Annotated in this window: 15 protein-coding genes; 10 read left to right on the top strand and 5 right to left on the bottom strand. The window is 65.0% G+C overall.

Going from position 1 to position 19,234, the window contains the following annotated elements; translation table 11 throughout:
* Window positions 1-30: 30 nt before the first annotated feature.
* From ACG0Z6_RS12620 to ACG0Z6_RS12630, 3 genes are all read right to left on the bottom strand, one after another.
* Window positions 31-1,980, bottom strand: a complete 1,950-nt coding sequence (locus tag ACG0Z6_RS12620; RefSeq protein ID WP_394461909.1) for a PhoX family protein — start codon at window positions 1,978-1,980, stop codon at window positions 31-33.
* Between the two features lie 129 nt (window positions 1,981-2,109).
* Window positions 2,110-2,931, bottom strand: a complete 822-nt coding sequence (locus ACG0Z6_RS12625; protein WP_394461911.1) for a BPSS1780 family membrane protein — start codon at window positions 2,929-2,931, stop codon at window positions 2,110-2,112.
* On the bottom strand, window positions 2,928-3,908 hold the full coding sequence (locus ACG0Z6_RS12630) for a homoserine kinase (protein WP_394461913.1): 981 nt from the start codon (window positions 3,906-3,908) through the stop codon (window positions 2,928-2,930). Before ACG0Z6_RS12630 ends, ACG0Z6_RS12625 begins: the two co-directional genes overlap by 4 nt.
* Before the next feature lie 217 nt (window positions 3,909-4,125).
* Between ACG0Z6_RS12630 and polA the strand changes: the two genes are divergently transcribed.
* Window positions 4,126-6,897: a DNA polymerase I gene (polA, locus tag ACG0Z6_RS12635; RefSeq protein WP_394461915.1), complete on the top strand. Its 2,772-nt coding sequence runs from the start codon at window positions 4,126-4,128 to the stop codon at window positions 6,895-6,897.
* Between the two features lie 217 nt (window positions 6,898-7,114).
* On the top strand, window positions 7,115-7,741 hold the full coding sequence (locus ACG0Z6_RS12640; protein ID WP_394461917.1) for a PEP-CTERM sorting domain-containing protein: 627 nt from the start codon (window positions 7,115-7,117) through the stop codon (window positions 7,739-7,741).
* A gap of 114 nt (window positions 7,742-7,855) precedes the next feature.
* Here the strand turns inward: ACG0Z6_RS12640 and gbpA are convergent, their stop codons facing one another.
* Window positions 7,856-9,301, bottom strand: a complete 1,446-nt coding sequence (gbpA, locus tag ACG0Z6_RS12645; protein ID WP_394461919.1) for an N-acetylglucosamine-binding protein GbpA — start codon at window positions 9,299-9,301, stop codon at window positions 7,856-7,858.
* Window positions 9,302-9,561: 260 nt separating this feature from the next.
* On the opposite strand from gbpA, the gene ACG0Z6_RS12650 reads away from it, so the two are divergent.
* From ACG0Z6_RS12650 to ACG0Z6_RS12665, 4 genes are read left to right on the top strand one after another with little or no spacing between them, the layout of a single operon-like run.
* Window positions 9,562-10,827, top strand: a complete 1,266-nt coding sequence (locus ACG0Z6_RS12650) for a lipoprotein-releasing ABC transporter permease subunit (protein WP_394461921.1) — start codon at window positions 9,562-9,564, stop codon at window positions 10,825-10,827.
* Entirely contained in the window at window positions 10,820-11,497 is a 678-nt protein-coding gene (lolD, locus tag ACG0Z6_RS12655) for a lipoprotein-releasing ABC transporter ATP-binding protein LolD (protein ID WP_394461923.1), read from the top strand. Before ACG0Z6_RS12650 ends, lolD begins: the two co-directional genes overlap by 8 nt.
* 60 nt (window positions 11,498-11,557) lie before the next feature.
* Complete coding sequence (purU, locus tag ACG0Z6_RS12660; RefSeq protein WP_394461925.1) at window positions 11,558-12,415, top strand: formyltetrahydrofolate deformylase; 858 nt, start codon at window positions 11,558-11,560, stop codon at window positions 12,413-12,415.
* Window positions 12,416-12,429: 14 nt separating this feature from the next.
* Complete coding sequence (locus ACG0Z6_RS12665) at window positions 12,430-13,254, top strand: TatD family hydrolase (RefSeq protein ID WP_394461927.1); 825 nt, start codon at window positions 12,430-12,432, stop codon at window positions 13,252-13,254.
* Here the strand turns inward: ACG0Z6_RS12665 and ACG0Z6_RS12670 are convergent.
* A complete protein-coding gene (locus tag ACG0Z6_RS12670) occupies window positions 13,251-14,075 on the bottom strand; it encodes a mechanosensitive ion channel family protein (protein WP_394461929.1) in 825 nt (274 codons plus the stop codon). The two genes, ACG0Z6_RS12665 and ACG0Z6_RS12670, sit on opposite strands and share 4 nt — an antisense overlap.
* 185 nt (window positions 14,076-14,260) lie before the next feature.
* On the opposite strand from ACG0Z6_RS12670, the gene ACG0Z6_RS12675 reads away from it, so the two are divergent.
* The 4 genes from ACG0Z6_RS12675 to ACG0Z6_RS12690 all read left to right on the top strand — a co-directional run bounded on the left by ACG0Z6_RS12675 (window position 14,261) and on the right by ACG0Z6_RS12690 (window position 18,964).
* Window positions 14,261-15,061 carry a class I SAM-dependent methyltransferase gene (locus ACG0Z6_RS12675; protein ID WP_394461931.1) on the top strand — a complete coding sequence of 267 codons (801 nt, stop codon included), beginning with the start codon at window positions 14,261-14,263 and terminating at the stop codon, window positions 15,059-15,061.
* On the top strand, window positions 15,054-16,862 hold the full coding sequence (tfpB, locus tag ACG0Z6_RS12680; protein WP_394461933.1) for a type IV pilus assembly ATPase TfpB: 1,809 nt from the start codon (window positions 15,054-15,056) through the stop codon (window positions 16,860-16,862). Before ACG0Z6_RS12675 ends, tfpB begins: the two co-directional genes overlap by 8 nt.
* A 109-nt stretch (window positions 16,863-16,971) precedes the next feature.
* Window positions 16,972-17,445, top strand: coding sequence for a tripartite tricarboxylate transporter TctB family protein (locus tag ACG0Z6_RS12685; RefSeq protein ID WP_394461935.1), 474 nt, complete (start codon window positions 16,972-16,974; stop codon window positions 17,443-17,445).
* A gap of 13 nt (window positions 17,446-17,458) precedes the next feature.
* On the top strand, window positions 17,459-18,964 hold the full coding sequence (locus ACG0Z6_RS12690) for a tripartite tricarboxylate transporter permease (RefSeq protein WP_394461937.1): 1,506 nt from the start codon (window positions 17,459-17,461) through the stop codon (window positions 18,962-18,964).
* Window positions 18,965-19,234: the final 270 nt, after the last annotated feature.

A 19,234-nucleotide genomic window follows, 5' to 3' on the forward strand; every position in this document is an offset into this window, starting at 1 on the left:
GGTCTTCAGCCCTGGACGTGAGTGGGGCCCTTACTTGCGCAGCTTGATGCTGCTGAGCTCGCCTGTGAGGTAGCCCACCGCCGCGCCAAAACGGTTTTTGTAGTTGGCGTTGATCAGCGGCTCCAGCGTGGACTTGACCACGCCGTGGATGCCCGTCCAGTCACCCGGGTGCTGGAAGTTGCTGGTGATGTAGGTCCAGCCGTTGAGATCGTCCACCACGCCCAGGCCCGTGGCTTCAGCACCTGCGGGCATGGACATCAAGCGGCTGAGCTGCTTGGTGTCGACGTTGTAGGCCCACACGAAGTTGTTGACGTGCTGACCGCTGTCTTCACCGATGAAGAGGGTGCGCAGCTTTTCCGAGAACTTGAGGTTGTCGGGGTTGGCGATTTTGTCGGGGTTGCCCGTGTTGCCCAGGGCATCGGCGCTGATGTCTTCACCGGTGATGAGCATCTTGCTGCTGCTGGGCACCCAGTCGCTGGCCATGGCGCCACCGGCCGTGTCTTTCTGGCCGCTGCTCAAGCTATGGGCCAGGATGCCACCGGCCACCAAGGCTTTGTCCATGCCGACGTTGTAAGCCTCATTGTTGGCGGCGTGGCCCTTGACCATGGAGGTCTGGATGTTTTGCAGCGCTGAGTAGGCCACCTTGTCTTTGATGTTGACGGTGGTGCCTTCCATCTTGGTGAAGGCCATGGAGCCGCCCATCAGCGCGGCGTAGCGGTGGGTTTCCAGGAAGGCCGCTGCCTTTTCCATGCCGGGCTTGAGCTTGACCCACTGCACCTTGCCGCCGAGCCAGATCTTGGTGAAGCTGGCGTCTTGCGGGTCGGTGGTTTTGACCTCCATGATGTCGGTGGGCTGCAGCGTGTCGGCCATGCGTTCGATTTCCGCGCTGGTGGCCGAGCCGAGCTTGATCCAGCTGATGTTGGCGCCTGCCGCAGCGGGGTCGACTGAGAGGCCCGCGGCAAAACGCGCCACGTACAGCGTGCCCGCAGAGAGGTCTTTTTCCTTGTCAGCGACGAAGAGGAACAGGCCGCCGTTGGTGGCGTCGTCGCCCATCAGCGCCGTGCGGTTGTCGGGCATGACTTGAATCAGCTCATGCGAGATGCGGCCCAGGCAGTAGTGCTTTTTGATGCTGGCGCTGCCGTCGGGGTTGACCGTCACCTCGGGCAGGTGCCCGTAGTGGTAGGGCTTGGCCGTGGTTTCGTCGCCGAACAGATTCTTGCTGTAGGCCTTGAATTGGGCGTTCGAGGCGATGGTGAAGGCGTCGGGCTCGTACTCTTCGCTGGAGAGGTGGGTGCCCCAGGGCGAGAGACTTGAGCCGCAGGTGATCCACAGACCATGCACGCTGGAGGTGTCCACGCGGTGGTATTTCACCAGCGTGAGCTTGCCGGTGTTGGGGTCTTGGTCCAGGCTCAGCACGGCAATGGGCGAGGGCAGCTTGCCGTACATATCGGTCTTGCCGTCTTGCGCCCAGGTGGTGTATTCAAACTGCACCACGGCAAACACGGCCTTGCCTTTGATGCCGGCGACGGTGGCGTTGGGCAGGCTCAGCAGCGAGGTGCCATCGGGCGAATCCGAGAAGAACTGGCGCGGCTTGTCGGCCACGCTGTTGTCCATGATGGGCTGGTTGCGGATGTCGTAGTAGCCGCCGGCCAGCACGGTGCCGCCCTGGCCATCGGGGACCATGTCGCCCGTGACGAAAAAGGGCGCGTAGGCGAGCTTGAAGGTTTGGGTGCTGCCGTCAGACAACGCCACGTCGAGGGCCGAGCCCACTGAGGTTTGCGCCATGGCAGCCGCTGCGCTGAGGGTGGGCGCGGCCATGCCCTTGAAGGTGGCGGACACCAGGGTGGGCAGGGCCACATCGTCACTGCCCCCACCGCAGGCGCTCAACAAGGAAGCAGCACCGCCACTCAAGGGCAGCAGTGTGGTGGCCGACAGGAATTTCAGGGCCTGGCGGCGCGAGGGTTGGGAGACTTGCGTCATGCTGAGGAACTCCATTCCATACAAAGCTGCAGATGGCAGGCAATGTAGGCAGCCCATATGTCAGGGCAGTGACGGTGTTCCCCGCACTTTGGGGTGTGGCGCCGCCAGCACTGTGGCGGCGCAAGCCCATCAGGCCCTGGGTTCGTCCAGCACGTCTTTGGGCGCACCAAACATAAAGCAGTCGATGAAGGTGAAGTAGAGCGAGCAGTAGAACGCTGTGCTGATGATGCCCCCCACCACCATGGCCACCAGGGGCAGCAGCACGCCCAAGCCCAGCAGGCTCAGCGGCAAGGCCAGGGCGGTGCTGCAAAGCATCACCAAGCTGGCCCAGGCCAGGGCCGACAGGGCAAACGCGCTCTTGTTGCGCCACACGCCCAGGGTGCTGGAAAACAGCGCCTGCATGGGGCCTTGGCCGGCCCAATGCACCAGAGCAGGGGCATGCCAAAAGGGCACGGACAGCAGCGCAGTGAGCCCCAGGCGGGTGACCGCGCCCCAGAACAGGCGTGGGTCTTCCAGGGCGAGCTTGGTCGCGGCGGCACCAGCCTCGCCTTGCTGCAGCGCGTCTTGCAGCGCGCCGAAGGCGCCGCCGTCCACCCAGTCGCTGAGCATCATCACCAGCACCGTGGCTGCAGCGTAGGCCGCGCCCAAGATCAGCTGTGAGCGGCGGCGCTGGGGCGTGAGCTGCAGCGGCTGCGCGAACACCGCCATGGTGGGGGTTTGCGCCTGCAGCACCATGTGCGTGGCCAACATAAAGCCCAAAGACACCAGCGGCAGCGCGGCCAGCACCAGCAGCGGGCCCAGCGCGGGCAGCAACATCAGCAACAGGCTGCAGAGCAGGAACAGTCCGAACATGCTGGTCAGGGCCATGGGTTTGCGCTGCAGCACTTTGAGGCCGTGGCGCACCCACAGGTAGCCATTGCGGGGCGGAACGTTTTGGAGATGGAGGTTCATTCTGTCGTGGCCAAGGCGTGCCAGGGCTGCTGCACGCGCTGGCGCAGCACTCTTTCGAAGTGGCTGGGGTCGTGGGGGGTGAGCAGGCTGGCTTCGCGCGGCAGGTGGAAATCCCACAGGCGCGACACCCAAAAGCGCAGCGCCGCACCGCGCAGCATGCCCGGCAGCAGGCGGTGCTCGGCACCGCTGAGCGGGCGCACGCCCTCGTAAGCTGCCACCAGCGCGGCGGCGCGCTCTTCGTGCAGCCGCCCGCTGGCCAAGTCTATGCACCAGTCGTTGATGCACACGGCCATGTCAAACAGCCAGCTGTCCACGCCCGCGAAGTAGAAGTCAAACAAGCCCGAGAGCCGCTCGCGGCCCGGTTGACCGAGCTCATCTTCAAACATGGCGTTGTCTCTGAAGAGGTCGGCATGGATGGGCCCGCGCGGCAGCAAGGCGGCTTGGTGGGCGAACTGCTGCTGGAAGGCCAGCTCGGCCTGGATCAGCTCGGCCTGCGCGGCGTCCAGATGGGGCAGCACCACGGGCACGGTTTCTTCCCACCAGGGCAGGGCGCGCAGATTGGGCTGGTGCAGGGCAAAGTCCTGCGCAGCCAGATGCATGCGCGCCAGCATGGCGCCGAGCTGCTCGCAGTGGTAGGCGTTGGGCGCCAGCTGGTGGCTGCCGCGCAGCTTGCTCACCACCGCAGCGGGCTTGCCCGCCAGGCTGTGCAGGATGCGGCCTTGGGCGTCGGCGCGCGGCTCGGGCACCGGAATGCCGCGCTGCGCGAGGTGGCGCATCAGCTCCAGATAAAACGGCAGCTGCTGGGCGCTGAGGCGCTCGAACACGGTCAGGACGAACTCGCCCTGATCGGTGGTGACAAAGTAGTTGGTGTTCTCAATGCCTGCGCTGATGCCGCGCAGCTGCTGCAGCGGGCCCAGACCCAGCGCGTTCAACAGCGGTTGAGCCAGTTGCGGCGTGACAGTGGTGAAGACGGCCATAGGGTGGGGCTGTAGGGGCGAAAAAGCAGCAGCACAGCGCAGGGAAGGCCGTGTCACAGGCAGGGCGCCGGAGCTCTCACAGAGCCCAACCCTGGTGGGGGTGGGGCCGGTTTGTGTGACTGCCTCGGGCGGATTTGCAAATTCTATGCGCCCGCCTCATACCCCCACCGCGTGTGCTTGGACCCGCGTATGGGGGTGGCTTTGCAACAATGCACGCATGAGCACACCCATTTTGCTGCTGGTCGACGGCTCCAGCTTCCTCTACCGCGCCTTTCACGCCATGCCCGATCTGCGCGGCCCTGCCAACCAGCCCACCGGGGCGCTGCGCGGCATGATCAACATGATGCGAGCCTTGCGCAGCGATATTGGCGCGGCCCATGCGGCCTGCGTGTTCGACGCCAAGGGCCCCACCTTTCGCGACGAGTGGTACCCCGAGTACAAGGCTCAGCGCGCACCCATGCCCGATGCGCTGCGCGAACAGATCGAGCCCATCCACGAGGCCATGCGGCTCTTGGGCTGGCCGGTGCTGGTGGTGCCCGGCATTGAAGCCGACGATGCCATTGGCACCCTGGCGCGCGTGGCCGAGGCTGCGGGCTATCAGGTCGTGATCGCCACGGGCGACAAAGACTTGGCCCAGCTTGTAAGCCCGCACACCAGCCTGATCAACACCATGGACAAACCCCCCAGTCGCCTGGATGTGGCGGGGGTGCAAGAAAAGTTCGGTGTGCCCCCGGAGCGCATCGTGGACTACCTCACCCTCATGGGCGATGTGGTGGACAACGTGCCTGGGGTGGAGAAGGTCGGCCCCAAAACCGCGGCCAAGTGGATTGCCCAATACGGCTCGCTCGACGGCGTGCTCGCGGCGGCCCAAGACATCAAGGGCGCGGTGGGCGACAACCTGCGCAAAGCCCTGGACTGGCTGCCCACAGGGCGCCGCCTGGTGACGGTGAAGTGCGACTGCGAGCTGCAGGAGCATGTGCCGGGCTGGCCCGCGCTGGACGCCTTGGCTTTGCAGGAGGAACAGCGCGAGGCGTTGGCTGCCTTCTACGCCACGCATGGCTTCAAGTCACTGGCCGTCGAGCTGCGCAGCGACGCCGCCCCGCGCCCGGCGGCTGCGGCGCCAGCCGGTGCCACGCAGGATTTGTTCGCGCAGGCCGAGCCCTCGCCCGAAGCCGCAGCGGTGCAAGGGCAGTACGACATCGTGCAGAGCTGGCCCGACTTTGAGCGCTGGCTGGCGCGCCTGGAGGCCGCCGAGCTGGTGGCCTTTGACACCGAGACCGACTCGCTGGACCCCATGGCGGCGCGCATCGTCGGCCTGTCGTTCAGCGACAAAGTCGGCCAGGGCTGCTACATCCCCTTGGCCCACAGCGGCCCAGACACCCCCACCCAGCTGCCGCTGGCTGAGGTGCTGGAGCGGCTGCGCCCCTGGTTGCAAGACCCCGCGCGTGCCAAGGTGGGCCAGAACATCAAGTACGACTGGCATGTGCTGGCCAACCACGGCATCGCGGTGGCGGGCTACGCCCACGACACCATGCTGCAGAGCTATGTGCTGGAGGCGCACAAAACCCATGGCCTGGAGGCCCTGGCGCAGCGCCACCTCGGCCGCAGCGGGCTGAGCTACGAAGAGCTCTGCGGCAAGGGCGCGCAGCAAATTCCTTTTGCCCAAGTCGATGTGGCGCGCGCCGCGCAGTACAGCGGCGAGGACTCGGACATGACTTTGCACGTCTGCCAAACCCTGCTGCCCCAGGTGCAGGCCGATGCAGGCTTGCAGCGCGTCTACCGCGACATCGAGCTGCCCGTGGCCCTGGTGCTGGGCCGCATTGAGCGCACCGGCGTGTTGATCGACGCGGCCATGCTCAACGCCCAAAGCCATGAGCTGGGCCAGCGCCTGCTGCACATCGAGCAAGAGGCCTATGCCATTGCCGGTCAGCCCTTCAATATGGGCAGCCCCAAGCAGATTGGCGAAATCCTCTTCAACCGCCTGGGTCTGCCGGTGGTCAAGCGCACGGCCACGGGTGCGCCGTCGACGGATGAAGAGGTGCTGGACAAGCTGGCGCAGGACTACCCGCTGCCGGCCAAGATTCTGGAATACCGCAGCCTCGCCAAGCTCAAGAGCACCTACACCGACAAGCTGCCGCTGCAAATCAACCCCACCACGGGGCGCGTCCACACCAACTACGCGCAGGCCGTGGCGGTGACAGGGCGGCTCTCCAGCAACGAGCCGAATTTGCAAAACATCCCTGTGCGCACGGCCGAAGGCCGCCGCGTGCGCGAGGCCTTTGTGGCGCCGCCGGGCTGCGTCATTGCCAGCGCCGACTATTCGCAAATCGAGCTGCGCATCATGGCCCACATCAGCCAGGACCCGGGCTTGCTCGGCGCCTTCCAGCAGGGCCAAGACGTCCACCGCGCCACCGCGGCCGAAGTCTTTGGCGTGGCCCTTGATGCCGTCACGCCCGAGCAGCGTCGCTATGCCAAGACCATCAACTTCGGGCTCATCTATGGCATGGGGGCTTTTGGGCTGGCGCAGTCGCTGGGCATAGACAACAAAGCGGCCAAGGACTACATCGAGCGCTACTTCACGCGCTTTGCCGGGGTCAAGCGCTATATGGACGAAACACGCGAAGCCGCCAAGGCTCGCGGCTATGTGGAGACGGTGTTTGGGCGCCGCCTGTGGCTGCCCGAGATCAACTCCGGCAACGGGCCGCGCCGCGCCGGTGCCGAGCGCCAGGCCATCAACGCCCCCATGCAGGGCACAGCGGCCGACCTCATCAAGCTGGCCATGCTGGCGGTGCAAAAGGCGCTGGACGAGGAGGGCAAGCAGACCCGCATCGTGATGCAGGTCCACGATGAACTGGTGTTTGAAGTGCCCGAAGCCGAGCTGGACTGGGTGCGCACCCACATCCCGCGCCTCATGGCCGGTGTGGCTGATTTGCGTGTGCCACTGCTGGCCGAGGTGGGCGTGGGCGCGAGCTGGGAGGCCGCGCACTGAGCTGAGGTGCCTGGCGGGCTCAGGCGCGACTGCGTGTCGCGTCTGGCTGTGACTTCAGCGCCTGGCGGGGGACAGGTGTCGCCCATGCGGGTGGCGCCGTAAAGCCGCAGATGTCCCAGTCAGTCCATGATGCCGCGCTTGCCGTGCGGCAAATATTGCTCTGGCTTGCCCATGGGGGGCAAGTCATGAATGTATTTGCCAATAACGGGAGTAATGAATGAGAGCAATTTCAACTTGGCGTGCCACGGTGCTTGCCGCAGCTTTGGCGCTGGGTGCTAGCGTTGGCGCACAGGCCAAGGACAGCGCTGCGACCACCCAGTTCATAGACCTGGGAGCCAAGAGCAGCGCCATCACCGCGCAAACGACGCAGAGCTACGAGTTGAACCTCAACGATGTGGCCAGCCGTGGCAGTCTGGGGGCACCCGGCAACAGCGTGCTGGAGCTGCAGGTGGGTGCTAACGCCACCATCACCTCGTTGCAGTGGGACTTGTCGCTGACGGCTTTTGATCCGAGCTGGCTGTCGGAACTGCGGGTCACGTTCTCTGACAAGGACGGTCTTGATGGGCTCACCTTCACCCCGGGTGTGGGTGAACAGCGCTCCGGCACGCAAACCTTTAGCGGCAATGCCGATATCGCGGCGGCGGGCCTGAGCTTCCAGGTGGGCTCCGATGGCGTGCTGCGCTTGGAGTTCCATGAGGGCTTTGTGGACGGCGGCAACCCCGATGGCTTGTGGAACGGCAAGCTGACCTTTGGTGTCTCGCCTGTGCCCGAACCCAGCACTTATGCGCTGATGGCCCTGGGCCTGCTGGCCGTGGGCGCAGCATCGCGCCGCCGCGCGAGTTGAGCGGGCTTGGCGCTCAGGCGCCAAGCGGTTTGAGATGAAGCAGGGTGGCCTTTGCGCTGCCACCCGCCAACGCCCGTCACCCCTGGGGTGCACGGGCTTTTTTACTGGGCGTGCTCAGCGCTGGATCCAGGCGTCACGCCAGTGCGAACCCACACCGGGCTCGAAGTGCGGGGTGCTGGGCGACCACTGCACGCAGTAGCCGTTGTTGGGCCAGGGGCGGCATTCGTACAGGCGGCCGTCCTTGGGCTGCAGCACCACGGTGCCGGCCTTGTACTGACGCAGCCCTTCGGGGAAGGTGAACTGCGCTGCGCCGGGCGGTGTGGCGGGGCCGCTGAGCATAAAGTCCGCTGTCTTTTGCACCAAAGCGCCACTGCCCTTGACCACGCCCTTGACCACCAGCTGGTGGTGGCCGGGCTGCGCAGGCTTGATCACCAGCGCGAGCTGTCGGCCCGTGTTGTTCAAGCTCAGGCTTTGTGTGGCACGCGTGGTGCCAGCGTGGTCCAGCACCGTGGCCGTGATGTCGAGTTCACCCACGGCGGTGATCGAGACGTTCAGCGTCGCTTGGCCGTTGGCAATGGCCAGCTGGCTGGGCACGCTGCCCAGCAGCAGGTCCACATTGGGCGCGGCTGCCTTGTCGATTTGCACTTCCACGCGCGCAATGCCGCTGCTGGCTTGGGCAAAAACTTCGTTGCGGCCGGGCGCGGGGGCGATGCGGCCATCAGCACCGCGCTGACCGGCGCGCAGCAGGGGCTGCTCGGCGTTGATGCGCTGGGCCAGCAGGAAAGGCCAGGTGTTGGGGTGGCCATCGCTGGCGCTGCCAATGCGCACTTGCGTGCTGAGCTCGCGGCGCTCGCCCTGGGCATCAAACACGCGTGTCGCCACGCGGTCGCCCACGCTCAAGTCCACCGAGGGGTTGATGGCGCCACGTGCTTCCCAGGTGGCTGCGGGTGGCGTGGGGGTGCTGCCGTCTTGGAACACCACATCGGCCACGTTGTAGAAGCTCATGGGCGTGTCGCCCACCTCCCAGACCGCCAGCACGATTTGATAGCCGCTGCGCGCGGGCACCTGGCAGTTGTGCGTCAACACCTTGGGCGGCTGGCGCATGCCGCCGTCGTGGGTGCAAAACGGCTCGCTTTCAAAAGACGAGCGCGACAGCTGCGCGTTGGGGTTCCAGCCCTGGCGGGTGATGTAGTAGCGGAAGTTGCGCGTGACGTGGTTGGCCGTGAAGGTCCAGGTGAAGTTTTGTGCACCCGCGCTGATAGGGCGCTTGGCCCAGCGGCTGCTGCTTTGCTCGTTGAGTGCACCGAACTGCACCAGCCCCGCACTGGCAATCTGCCCGTCCGCAGGTCCGCGCGCGGGGTAGCCCGAGAGGCCTTCCACGCTTTGCGGTTCCCACTGCACTGCGCCGCACTGGGTGTTGGCGCCGGTTTTGCAAAGCAAGGCGCGAGATTGAGGCTGGCTGAGGTAGCCATGGGCTTGCGCGCTGGAGGCCAAGCCCAGCGCAAACAGCGCGCCAGTGGCCAGCAGGCCCAGGCGTGGCAAGGGGTAAGGCAATGTCATAAATCTCCCTGTTCTTTGTGCGACGAAAACAAAAACACGCCTGGGTTGGCCGGCGTGCTGGGCGCCGATTGTGGGGTGAGGGCGGCTGCAGCCAGCGGCTGTGGACTGGGTTTGCAACAAAGGGTTGCACCCGCAACAGCTGTGTCACGCCTGTTGTGCGCGCTGCGAGCAATGCAGGGCTTTGGCACCTTGTTCGCTAACAGCTTTTGGCACGGTGCTAAAGCCGTTTTGCAGGCCCTGCTCCTGTAGCATGGCGCCCCATGAATTGGCCCTATGAACTGCAAATCGGCTGGCGCTACACGCGCGCGGGCCAAGGCGGGCGGCGCAACCGCTTTATTTCCTTCATCTCCGGCGTGTCGGTGCTGGGCATTGCGCTGGGGGTGGCGGCGCTCATCATCGTGCTGTCGGTGATGAATGGCTTTCAAAAAGAGGTGCGTGACCGCATGCTCTCTGTGGTGGCCCATGTGGAGATCAGCAGCTACAGCGGCGAGGCGCTGGAGGATTGGCAGGCGCTGGCCCAGCAGGCAAAGTCAGCCGCCACCACGCCTGTGCGCGCGGCCGCACCTTTTGTGACCTCTCAAGTGCTGGTGGCCCGTGGTGAAGACATGCGCGGCGCGCTGCTGCGCGGCATTGAACCCGAGGCCGAAGCGCAGCTGACCGATGTGGCCGCTGCCTTGCATCAAGAAGGCTTGCTGCAGGTGCTGCAGCCGGGGCAGTGGAACATCATTTTGGGCGTGGAGCTGGCGCGCCAGCTGGGCGTGCAAAAGGGCGACCAAATCTCGGTGGTGCCGCCTTCGGCCCAGGTCACGCCGGCGGGGGTGATGCCGCGTGTCAAACAGTTCCGCGTGGCAGGTGTGTTCAGCGCCGGCCATTTTGAATACGACAGCGGCATGGCCCTGGTGCATGCGCGCGATGCCGCGGCGCTGCTGCGCACCGGTGGCGTGACGGGCGTGCAGCTGCGCCTGGCTGATGTGCATGCCGCGCGCCAAGCGGGCGATGTGCTGGCTGGCACGCTGGGCCCGCAGTACCGGGTGCGGGACTGGACGCGCACCAACGCCCACTGGTATGACGCGGTGCAGGTGGAAAAGCGCATGATGGGCATCATCCTGACGCTGATCGTGGCCGTGGCCGCCTTCAATCTGGTGTCCTCGCTGGTGATGTCGGTGACGGAAAAGCAGGCCGACATCGCCATCCTGCGCACTTTGGGGGCGAGCCCGCGCTCCATCATGTGCATCTTCATCACCCAAGGCGCGCTGGCCGGGGTGTTTGGCACCCTCAGCGGCGTGGCTTTGGGGTTGGGCGTGGCCACCCATCTGGACGTCATCGTCCCGGCCATTGAGCGCCTCTTCAATACCCAGTTCCTGCCGGCCAGCATGTACTTGATCAGCCATATGCCCAGCGACCCGCGCGCTGCAGACATCGTGCCCATCACCTTGAATTCGCTGGCGCTGTCGCTGCTGGCAACGCTCTACCCCAGCTGGCGCGCCAGCCGCGTGCAACCGGCGGAGGCGCTGCGCTATGAGTGAGCTCAACAGCACGGCACCGGTTCTGCAAGCTCAGGGCTTGAGCCGCCGCTACCAACAAGGGGGCCTGGACGTCACGGTGTTCCAGGGCATGGATTTGAGCGTGCGCGCAGGCCAAACGCTGGCTGTGGTGGGCGCCTCGGGTTCGGGCAAAAGCACCTTGCTGCATTTGCTCGGCGGGCTGGATGTGCCCAGCGCCGGGCGCGTGCTGGTCAAGGGCCAGGACCTGGCGCAGCTCAGCGAAGCGCAGCGCGGCCAGTGGCGCAACCGCCACCTGGGCTTTGTCTACCAGTTCCACCACCTGCTGCCGGAATTCAGCGCGCTGGACAACGTGGCCTTGCCCCTGCGCATACGCCGTGTGCCGCAGGCCCAGGCGCGTGAGGCCGCACAGCACATGCTGCAGCGCGTGGGCCTGGGGCCGCGCGTGGCGCACCGCCCCAGCGAACTCTCGGGGGGCGAACGCCAGCGGGTGGCGCTGGCACGCGCTTTGGTCACGCAGCCCAGCTGCGTGCTGGCCGATGAGCCCACGGGCAATCTGGACCGAGGCACGGCCAACCAGGTGTTTGAGCTCATGCTGGAGTTGGCGCAGTCGCAAGGCACAGCCTTTGTGATGGTGACGCACGACACCCAGTTGGCACAGCGCTGCAACGACGTCTTGCACCTGGGGGCCTGAGCGCCGCACTGTGTTGCAATGCTGGGTCGGCCCCGCCGTGGGGCCCTAGGGAGACCACGCATGGCGGCGCAGCGCTACGTCTTGAAGTTATCTTGCCCGGATCGTCCGGGCATTGTTCATGCCGTCAGCGGCTGCTTGTTGGTGGCCGAGGGCAACATCCTGAGTTCGGCGCAGTACGGCGACCCTGACGCGCAGCGCTTTTTCATGCGCATCGAGTTCGAAAGCCCTCAGACCCTGGCCGTGCTGCGCCAGGCCTTGGCAGCGCTGGGCCGCGATCTGCACATGGAGTGGAGTGTGGTGGCCAGCAGCGCCAAGATGCGCACCTTGCTGCTGGTGTCGCAGTTCGGGCATTGCCTCAATGATTTGCTGTTTCGCGTGCAGTCCCAGCATCTGAACATCGAGGTGCCGGCCATTGTGTCCAACCACCGGGATTTCGAGCCGCTGGCGCAGTCTCACGGCATTGCCTTTCACCACCTGCCACTGCTGAAGGCCACGCCCGAGCAAAAAGCCCAGCAAGAACAGGCGTTGCTGGCTTTGATCGAAGACTTGCAGATCGAGCTGGTGGTGCTGGCGCGCTATATGCAGGTGCTCTCACCCCAGCTGTGCGAGGCATTGCGCGGGCGAGCCATCAACATCCACCACGGCCTGCTGCCCAGCTTCAAGGGCGCGCGACCCTACCACCAGGCGCATGAGCGCGGGGTCAAGCTCATCGGCGCCACGGCACATTACGTCACGGCCGATTTGGACGAGGGCCCCATCATCGAGCAGGAGGTGGCACGCATCGACCACAGCATGAGCCCGCAACAGCTGGTGGCCGTGGGCCGCGACCTGGAGTGCCTGGCGCTGGCGCGTGCCATTCAGTGGCAGGCCGAGCACCGCGTGCTGCTCAACGGCCAGCGCACGGTGGTGTTTCGTTAGCCGCCCATACGCTCATGTGGATTGACACCCACTGCCATCTGGACGCCACGGAATTCGACACCGACCGCGAGGCCGTGCTGCTGCGCGCACGCAGTGCGGGCGTGGTGCAGCTGGTGCTGCCCGGCGTCAGCTCGGCGCAGATGGAGCCCATGCGCGACATGGCGCAGCGCTGGGGTCTGGCCTATGCGCTGGGCATTCACCCGCTGTATGTGCAGGGCGAGGGCGAAGCCGCGCTGGAGCAGCTGGCGCAAGCGCTGGCACGCTGGCGCGACGACCCGCTGCTGGTGGCGGTGGGCGAAATCGGGCTGGACTACTTTGTGCCGGGCCTGGATGTGCACAAGCAGCAAGTCTTTTTGCAAGCGCAGCTGCGCCTGGCGGCGCAACACGGGCTGCCCGTGCTGCTGCACAGCCGCCGCAGCGTGGACCATGTGCTGGCCGCGCTGCGCCGCACACCTGTGGTGGGCGGCCTGGCCCACGCCTTCAACGGCAGCCTGCAGCAAGCCCAGCACTTCATCAGCCTGGGCTTCAAGCTGGGCATGGGCGGTGCCCTGACTTTTGAGCGCGCGCTGCAAATCCGCCGCCTCGCCAGCCAGCTGCCTGTGGAGGCGTTGGTGCTGGAAACCGACGCGCCTGACATGCCGCCGCACTGGCTTTACAAAACCGCCGCCCAGCGCCGCGCCGGGGAGCACAGTCGCAACGAGCCCGCGCAGCTGCCGCGCATTGCCGCCGAGTTGGCGCAGCTGCGCGGCGCGGCTTGCGATGCCGCCTTTGCCGCGCAGCTCAAGACCAACAGCCTGCAGGCCCTGCCCAGGCTGGCAGGGCTGCTGCCGCGCGCTTAGCGCGTGCGCGGTGCCAGCGGTGTTTCGGGCACGGGGTAGCCCGCCGCGCCGAAGGTGGCCACCACGGCCTTGTGGGTGTCGAAGTACACCTGCCAGTAGTGGTCGGTGTGGGTGTAGGGGCGCACGCACAGCAGTGGGCCCTCGGGCGTGAAGGACAGAATCTCGATGTCCGGTGCGGGCGAGGCCTTCACATTGGCAATGGCGGCAATGACCGGGCGCAGCCGTTCGATGGCCTCGTTGGGGTCCACGCTATTGGCCACCTTGGCCACGCAGTCCACCCGGCGGTGGGGCAGGGTGCTGAAGTTTTGGATGGTGTCCGAAAAAATCTTGTTGTTGCCAACAATGGTTTGCACGTTGTCGGGGGTGATGACGGTGGTGCCGAACAGTCCAATCTCGCTGACGGTGCCGACCACCCCGCCCACCTGAACAAAATCACCCACCTTGAAGGGGCGCAAGACCTGCATGAAGACGCCCGCCGCGAAATGCGTCAGCAGACCGCCCCAGGCCGTGCCTATGGCCAAACCCGCACCTGCCAGCAAGGCAGCAAAGGAGGTGGTTTGGATGCCGAAGATGTCCAAGATCGCCAGCACCAGCACGATGTTCAGCAACACCGTCAGGATGGAGCGCAGATAGGTGGACAAGGTGGCATCGATGCGTCGCCCGGCCTCCAGTGCTTTGGTCACCAGCCCCACGGCCAGGCCAATGATCCAGCGCCCGATGATCCACGCGGCCAGGGCTGCGGCCACTTTTAGCGCCAAATCAGTGCCGTGGGTGCTGACAAAATCCCATAGCGCTTGAGTGTTTAGGTTCGATGTGTTCATGATGTCCTTTCGCAGGGTGAGGGCCCGCCACCGGTCGGGGCGCGCGCGAGCCACTGTGTAACGCTCGGCGAGACTTACAGTCCCCCCCTATCTGAGCGAGTTCTGAGGCTACAACACTCGTGTCCCCTGTGCTGGGGTGCTTGCCCTGGCTCTGAGCGCTCTGCCCTTTTGAAAGACTTACTGACTTGACTACGCGAAAAACCAGCCGCCAGGACCACACGCCCGCCACGCTGAGTGAGGCCGATGGCGTGCGTTACCTGCACTTGGATTCCATCTGGGTGCAGGGCGCCATGCGCATACGCAAGCCCCTGCATCTGGAGCTGGAATACATCCAGCGCATGATGGCCTGGATGCTGTGGCGGCCCAGCGCCGAGCTGTGTCGTGGCCGTGCCGTGCAACTGGGCCTGGGGGCGGGGGCGCTGACGCGTTTTGCTCACAGCCGCCTGCGCATGCACACCACGGCGGTGGAGTTCAATCCCAGCGTCATCTCCGCTTGCCGCACCTGGTTTCACCTGCCGCAGGACACGGCCCGTCTGGCGGTGGTGCAAGCTGACGCTGCGCACTGGGTGGCCGATGCCCAGCACTGGGATCAGGTGCAGGTCTTGAATGTCGACCTCTACGACCACGACGCCGCAGGCCCCGTGCTCGACAGCGAAGAGTTCTACAGCCTGTGCCGCAAGACCCTGGTCCCTGGCGGGCTGATGACCGTCAACCTCTTCGGACGCCACGCCAGCTTCGCGCTGAGCGCACGCCGCATTGCCAAGGCTTTTGGGTCTGACCAAGTCTGGCAACTGGCCCCCACGCGAGAGGGCAACACCGTGGTGGTGGCCGCCAACGGCGTGACCGTGCCTGACCGCGAAGAACTGCTGCGCCGTGCCGCGCACATCGAGGCGCGCTTTGACCTACCCGCCACCAAATGGCTGCGCCTGGTGCGCCCCCTGCCGCTGAGCATTTTGCAAACCCCAGAGGGAGAGGGCGATGATTGAACCCAGCAAGTCCGCGCCAGCCTCGGGGCGCCACGCCTCTGCTGCTGCGGCCGAGCATAGGCTCGACTGGCGGCAAATCCTCAAGTGGTTGCAGGCCGATGGTTGGTTGGATGCCGCCCAGGTGGCTCGTGTCGAATCTCGTTTTGGCTCGGGCGACAGCAGCCAGCACGCGCTGGTGCGCTTGGGTTCAGCAGACCTGCTGCGAGCCGACAACGGCAAAGTCATCGACGTTGAAATGCTCACCGAGTGGTTGGCCGGGCGGCTGAAGATGGGCTATGTGCGCATCGACCCACTCAAAGTCGATGTGGGCCGCGTGGCTGATGTCATGTCCGCACACTATGCCGAGGCCCGGCGCTGCCTGCCGCTGCAGGTGACGCTGACGGAAGTCGTGGTGGCCACGGCCGAGCCCCTCATGGCGGGCTGGGTGGCCCAGATCGAATCCCACCTGCGCCGCAGTGTGCGTTTGGTGCTGGCCAACCCCACCGACATTGCGCGCTACACCACCGAGTTCTACACCCTGGCGCGCTCGGTTCGCGCCGCCATCAAAAACGGTGAGGTCAGCCAGACCGCGAGCTTTGAACAACTGGTGGAGCTGGGCCGCAGCAACCGCCAGCTCGACGCCAACGATCAAGGCGTGGTGCAGGTGGTGGATTGGCTGTGGCAATACGCGTTTGACCAGCGCGCCAGCGACATCCATCTGGAACCCCGGCGCGATCTGGGCGTGATCCGCTTTCGCATCGATGGTGTGTTGCACACGGTCTACCAACTGCCGCCTGCGGTGTTGGCCGCCATGACCTCACGCATCAAGCTGCTGGGGCGCATGGACGTGGTGGAAAAGCGCCGCCCGCTGGATGGCCGCATCAAGACGCGCAATCCCGCAGGCGAAGAGGTGGAGATGCGGCTCTCCACGCTGCCCACGGCCTTTGGCGAAAAAATGGTCATGCGCATCTTTGACCCGGACACCGCGCTCAAAGATCTGTCGCAGCTGGGCTTTGGCGCCCACGAGGCCGAGCGCTGGCAAGCCCTCATGGCTCGCCCGCACGGTATTGTGTTGGTGACTGGCCCCACGGGCAGCGGTAAGACCTCCACGCTCTACGCCACTTTGAAGCGCTTGGCCACGGACGAGATCAACGTCTGCACCGTCGAGGACCCGATCGAAATGATCGAGCCCAGCTTCAACCAGACCCAGGTGCAGGCCGCGCTGGATCTGGGCTTTGCCGAAGGCCTGCGCGCGCTCATGCGGCAGGACCCCGATGTCATCATGGTCGGCGAAATCCGCGATCTCCAAACTGCCGAGATGGCCATTCAGGCCGCACTCACTGGGCATCTGGTGTTTTCCACGCTGCACACCAACGACTCCGTCAGCGCCATTGCGCGCTTGATGGATCTGGGCGTTCCCAGCTATCTCATCAGCGCCACCGTGATTGGCGTGTTGGCGCAGCGTTTGGTCCGCACCCTCTGCCCCAAGTGCAAACAGCCCGACCCCTCGCTGACGCGCGAGACCTTGGAGGCTGTGAATAAACATTGGCGCATGCATGGCGCGGTGCAGGCCTATCAGCCTGTGGGTTGTCTGGATTGCCGCCACACCGGCTACCGCGGCCGCGCAGGTCTGTTTGAGTTGCTCACCCTGGACGAGCGCTTGGCGCAGCTGGTGCACCCTGCGGGTGATTTGCCCTCAATCCGTCGGCAAGCCCTGCAGCAGGGCTTGCGTCCGCTGCGTTTGGCTGGCGCCATGAAGGTGGCCGAGGGCCTGACCACCCTCGATGAGGTGTTGCGCTGCACCCCGAGTTGGGAGGGGTGATTGCTGAGGGCTGTGGCGCGCAGGCGCCGCGGCTTGCCGTTTCCCCCCATGCCTCGGGCGGCGCGTCGCCCGGACACTGCAAGCCAGTGCATCACGACACGGGCGCGCCATGCGGCACACACGGCACCAGGATTTCTGGGCAGGTTTGGTCTTGCTGGCCATTGGCTTGGGCTTTGCAGTTGGCGCAAGCACTTACCCCGTCGGTTCGGTCGTGGCGCCTGGCCCCGGTTTTTTTCCTCTGCTCGTAGGCAGCTTGCTCAGTGCGGTGGGTGTGTTCATGGCCTTGCTGGCGCCGCGCCAGGGCCGCGCCCGTCCTGCTTGTGAAGGGGTTTCGGCCCGCGCCACGCTGCGCGTGTTGTTCTGCGTGCTGGGCTCCATCGCTGTGTTCACCCTCGGGCTGCCGAGCTTGGGGCTTGTGCTCACCACCTCAGCCGCTGTTTTGCTGGCCTGCTGTGCGGTCAAGGTGATTTCCTGGCGAGCTTCCGTCCTGCTGGCCCTGGCGTTGACGCTGATGAGCAGCCTGCTGTTTGTGTGGGGCTTGGGTCTGGATTGGCCGCTGCTGCCCGCAGCTTGGTTGCGCTGAGGAGCATGCCGATATGGATGGGCTCACGCATCTCCAGGCCGGCTTTCTGACAGCGCTGTCGGCGCCCAACCTGCTATTGGCCTGGTTGGGTGTTTTGCTGGGGACTTTGGTGGGCGTGCTCCCCGGCTTGGGCCCGGTGGCCACCATGGCCATGCTCTTGCCCGCGCTCAACGGTTTGGATGCCACCTCATCGCTCATCCTGCTCGCGGGTATTTATTACGGCGCCCAATACGGCGGTTCCACCACCGCCATCCTGATCAACACGCCAGGCGAAGCCTCTAGCGTCATGACCGCGCTTGATGGCTACCAAATGGCCCAGCAAGGTCGCGCCGCCGCCGCCTTGGCCATCTCGGCCTGGGGCTCATTCTTTGCCGGCTGTGTGGGGACGCTGCTGATGGCGGTGTTTGCCCCCATACTGGCCCAGCTGGCTTTCACCTTTGGCCCTGCCGAACACTTTGCACTTTTGACGCTCGGCTTGGTGGGGGCCATGGTGCTGGCCAATGGAGCGCCACTCAAAGCGGCCGCGATGACCCTGCTGGGCCTGCTGCTGGCGCAAATCAACACCGACGTCATTTCGGGCGTGGCGCGCTATTCGCTGGGCCTGCCGGAACTCAGCGATGGCATTGGCTTTGTCGTCATTGCCATGGGCGTCTTCGGCGTGGGGGAGGTGCTTGTGACGCTGGAGCGCCCACTTGCACAGCGGCGCTCTGTGTCCATGATCAAGCAGGACGGTCGGCTCACCCGCGACGATGTGCGCGAGGCTGTACCGGCCGTGCTGAGGGGGACGGCCATTGGCTCAGTTCTGGGTGTCTTGCCTGGGGGCGGCTTGCTGTTGGCGACCTTTGCCTCGTATGCCCTTGAGCGCAAATGGGTGCGCAATCCCCGCCATCCTTTTGGGCAAGGCGCCATTCAAGGTGTTGCAGGTCCCGAGAGCGCCAACAACGCCGCGGCCCAAACCAGTTTCATTCCCATGCTGACTTTGGGCGTGGCCCCCAATGCTGTCATGGCCTTGCTGCTTGGCGTACTCACTCTTAAAGGTATCGCTCCCGGGCCGGAGGTTCTCAGCACTCACTCCACGCTGTTTTGGGCCTTGGTGGCCTCGATGTGGATTGGCAATGCCATGCTGCTCGTCCTGAACCTGCCCTTGATCGGACTGTGGTGTCGACTGCTCCTGATGCCCTACCCGTATCTCTATCCGGCCATCTTGACTTTTTGCTGCATTGGCGCCTACTCATTGAGCAACAGCAGCTTTGATGTGTTCTTGGTGGGCGTGTTTGCGCTGGGTGGCTATGCGCTGCGCAAGCTCGACTTCGAACTCGCGCCGCTGATGCTGGGCTATGTGGTCGGCGCGCCGCTTGAAGAAAAGCTGCGTCAGGCCCTGCTGTTGGCCCGCGGGGATTGGGCCTACATCGTCTCCCGCCCTATGGCCGCAACGTTCTTGCTCACTGCCTTGGGCTTGGCGGCATGCGCCACATTGAGCCGCCTTCGAAAAGCACGGCATCCTTTGCTGGCAGCTTAGCGCTCAGCGAAGGCGCGAACGCCCCAAGCCGACATCCCGTCGATGACTTCTTCATCCTGCGCTGCGCAATATTTCTCAGGAATTCAATTCAGCGCTCGGAAAGCATGCTACAGTCTGAGTCTTCGCTGATCACTGATGTGTTCGGCGGCTGACGGAAGGTCAGGCGAGAGGTGGTTTGCAAGAGCTGCCGAGTTTTGAAAAAGAATTTTCAAAAAGTGCTTGACAAGAAGTTGATGGTGAGACAAAATCTCGCCTCTTCGCTGATCACTG

Origin of the sequence: Roseateles rivi (assembly GCF_043555845.1) — a bacterium.
GTDB classification, from domain to species: domain Bacteria; phylum Pseudomonadota; class Gammaproteobacteria; order Burkholderiales; family Burkholderiaceae_C; genus Roseateles; species Roseateles rivi.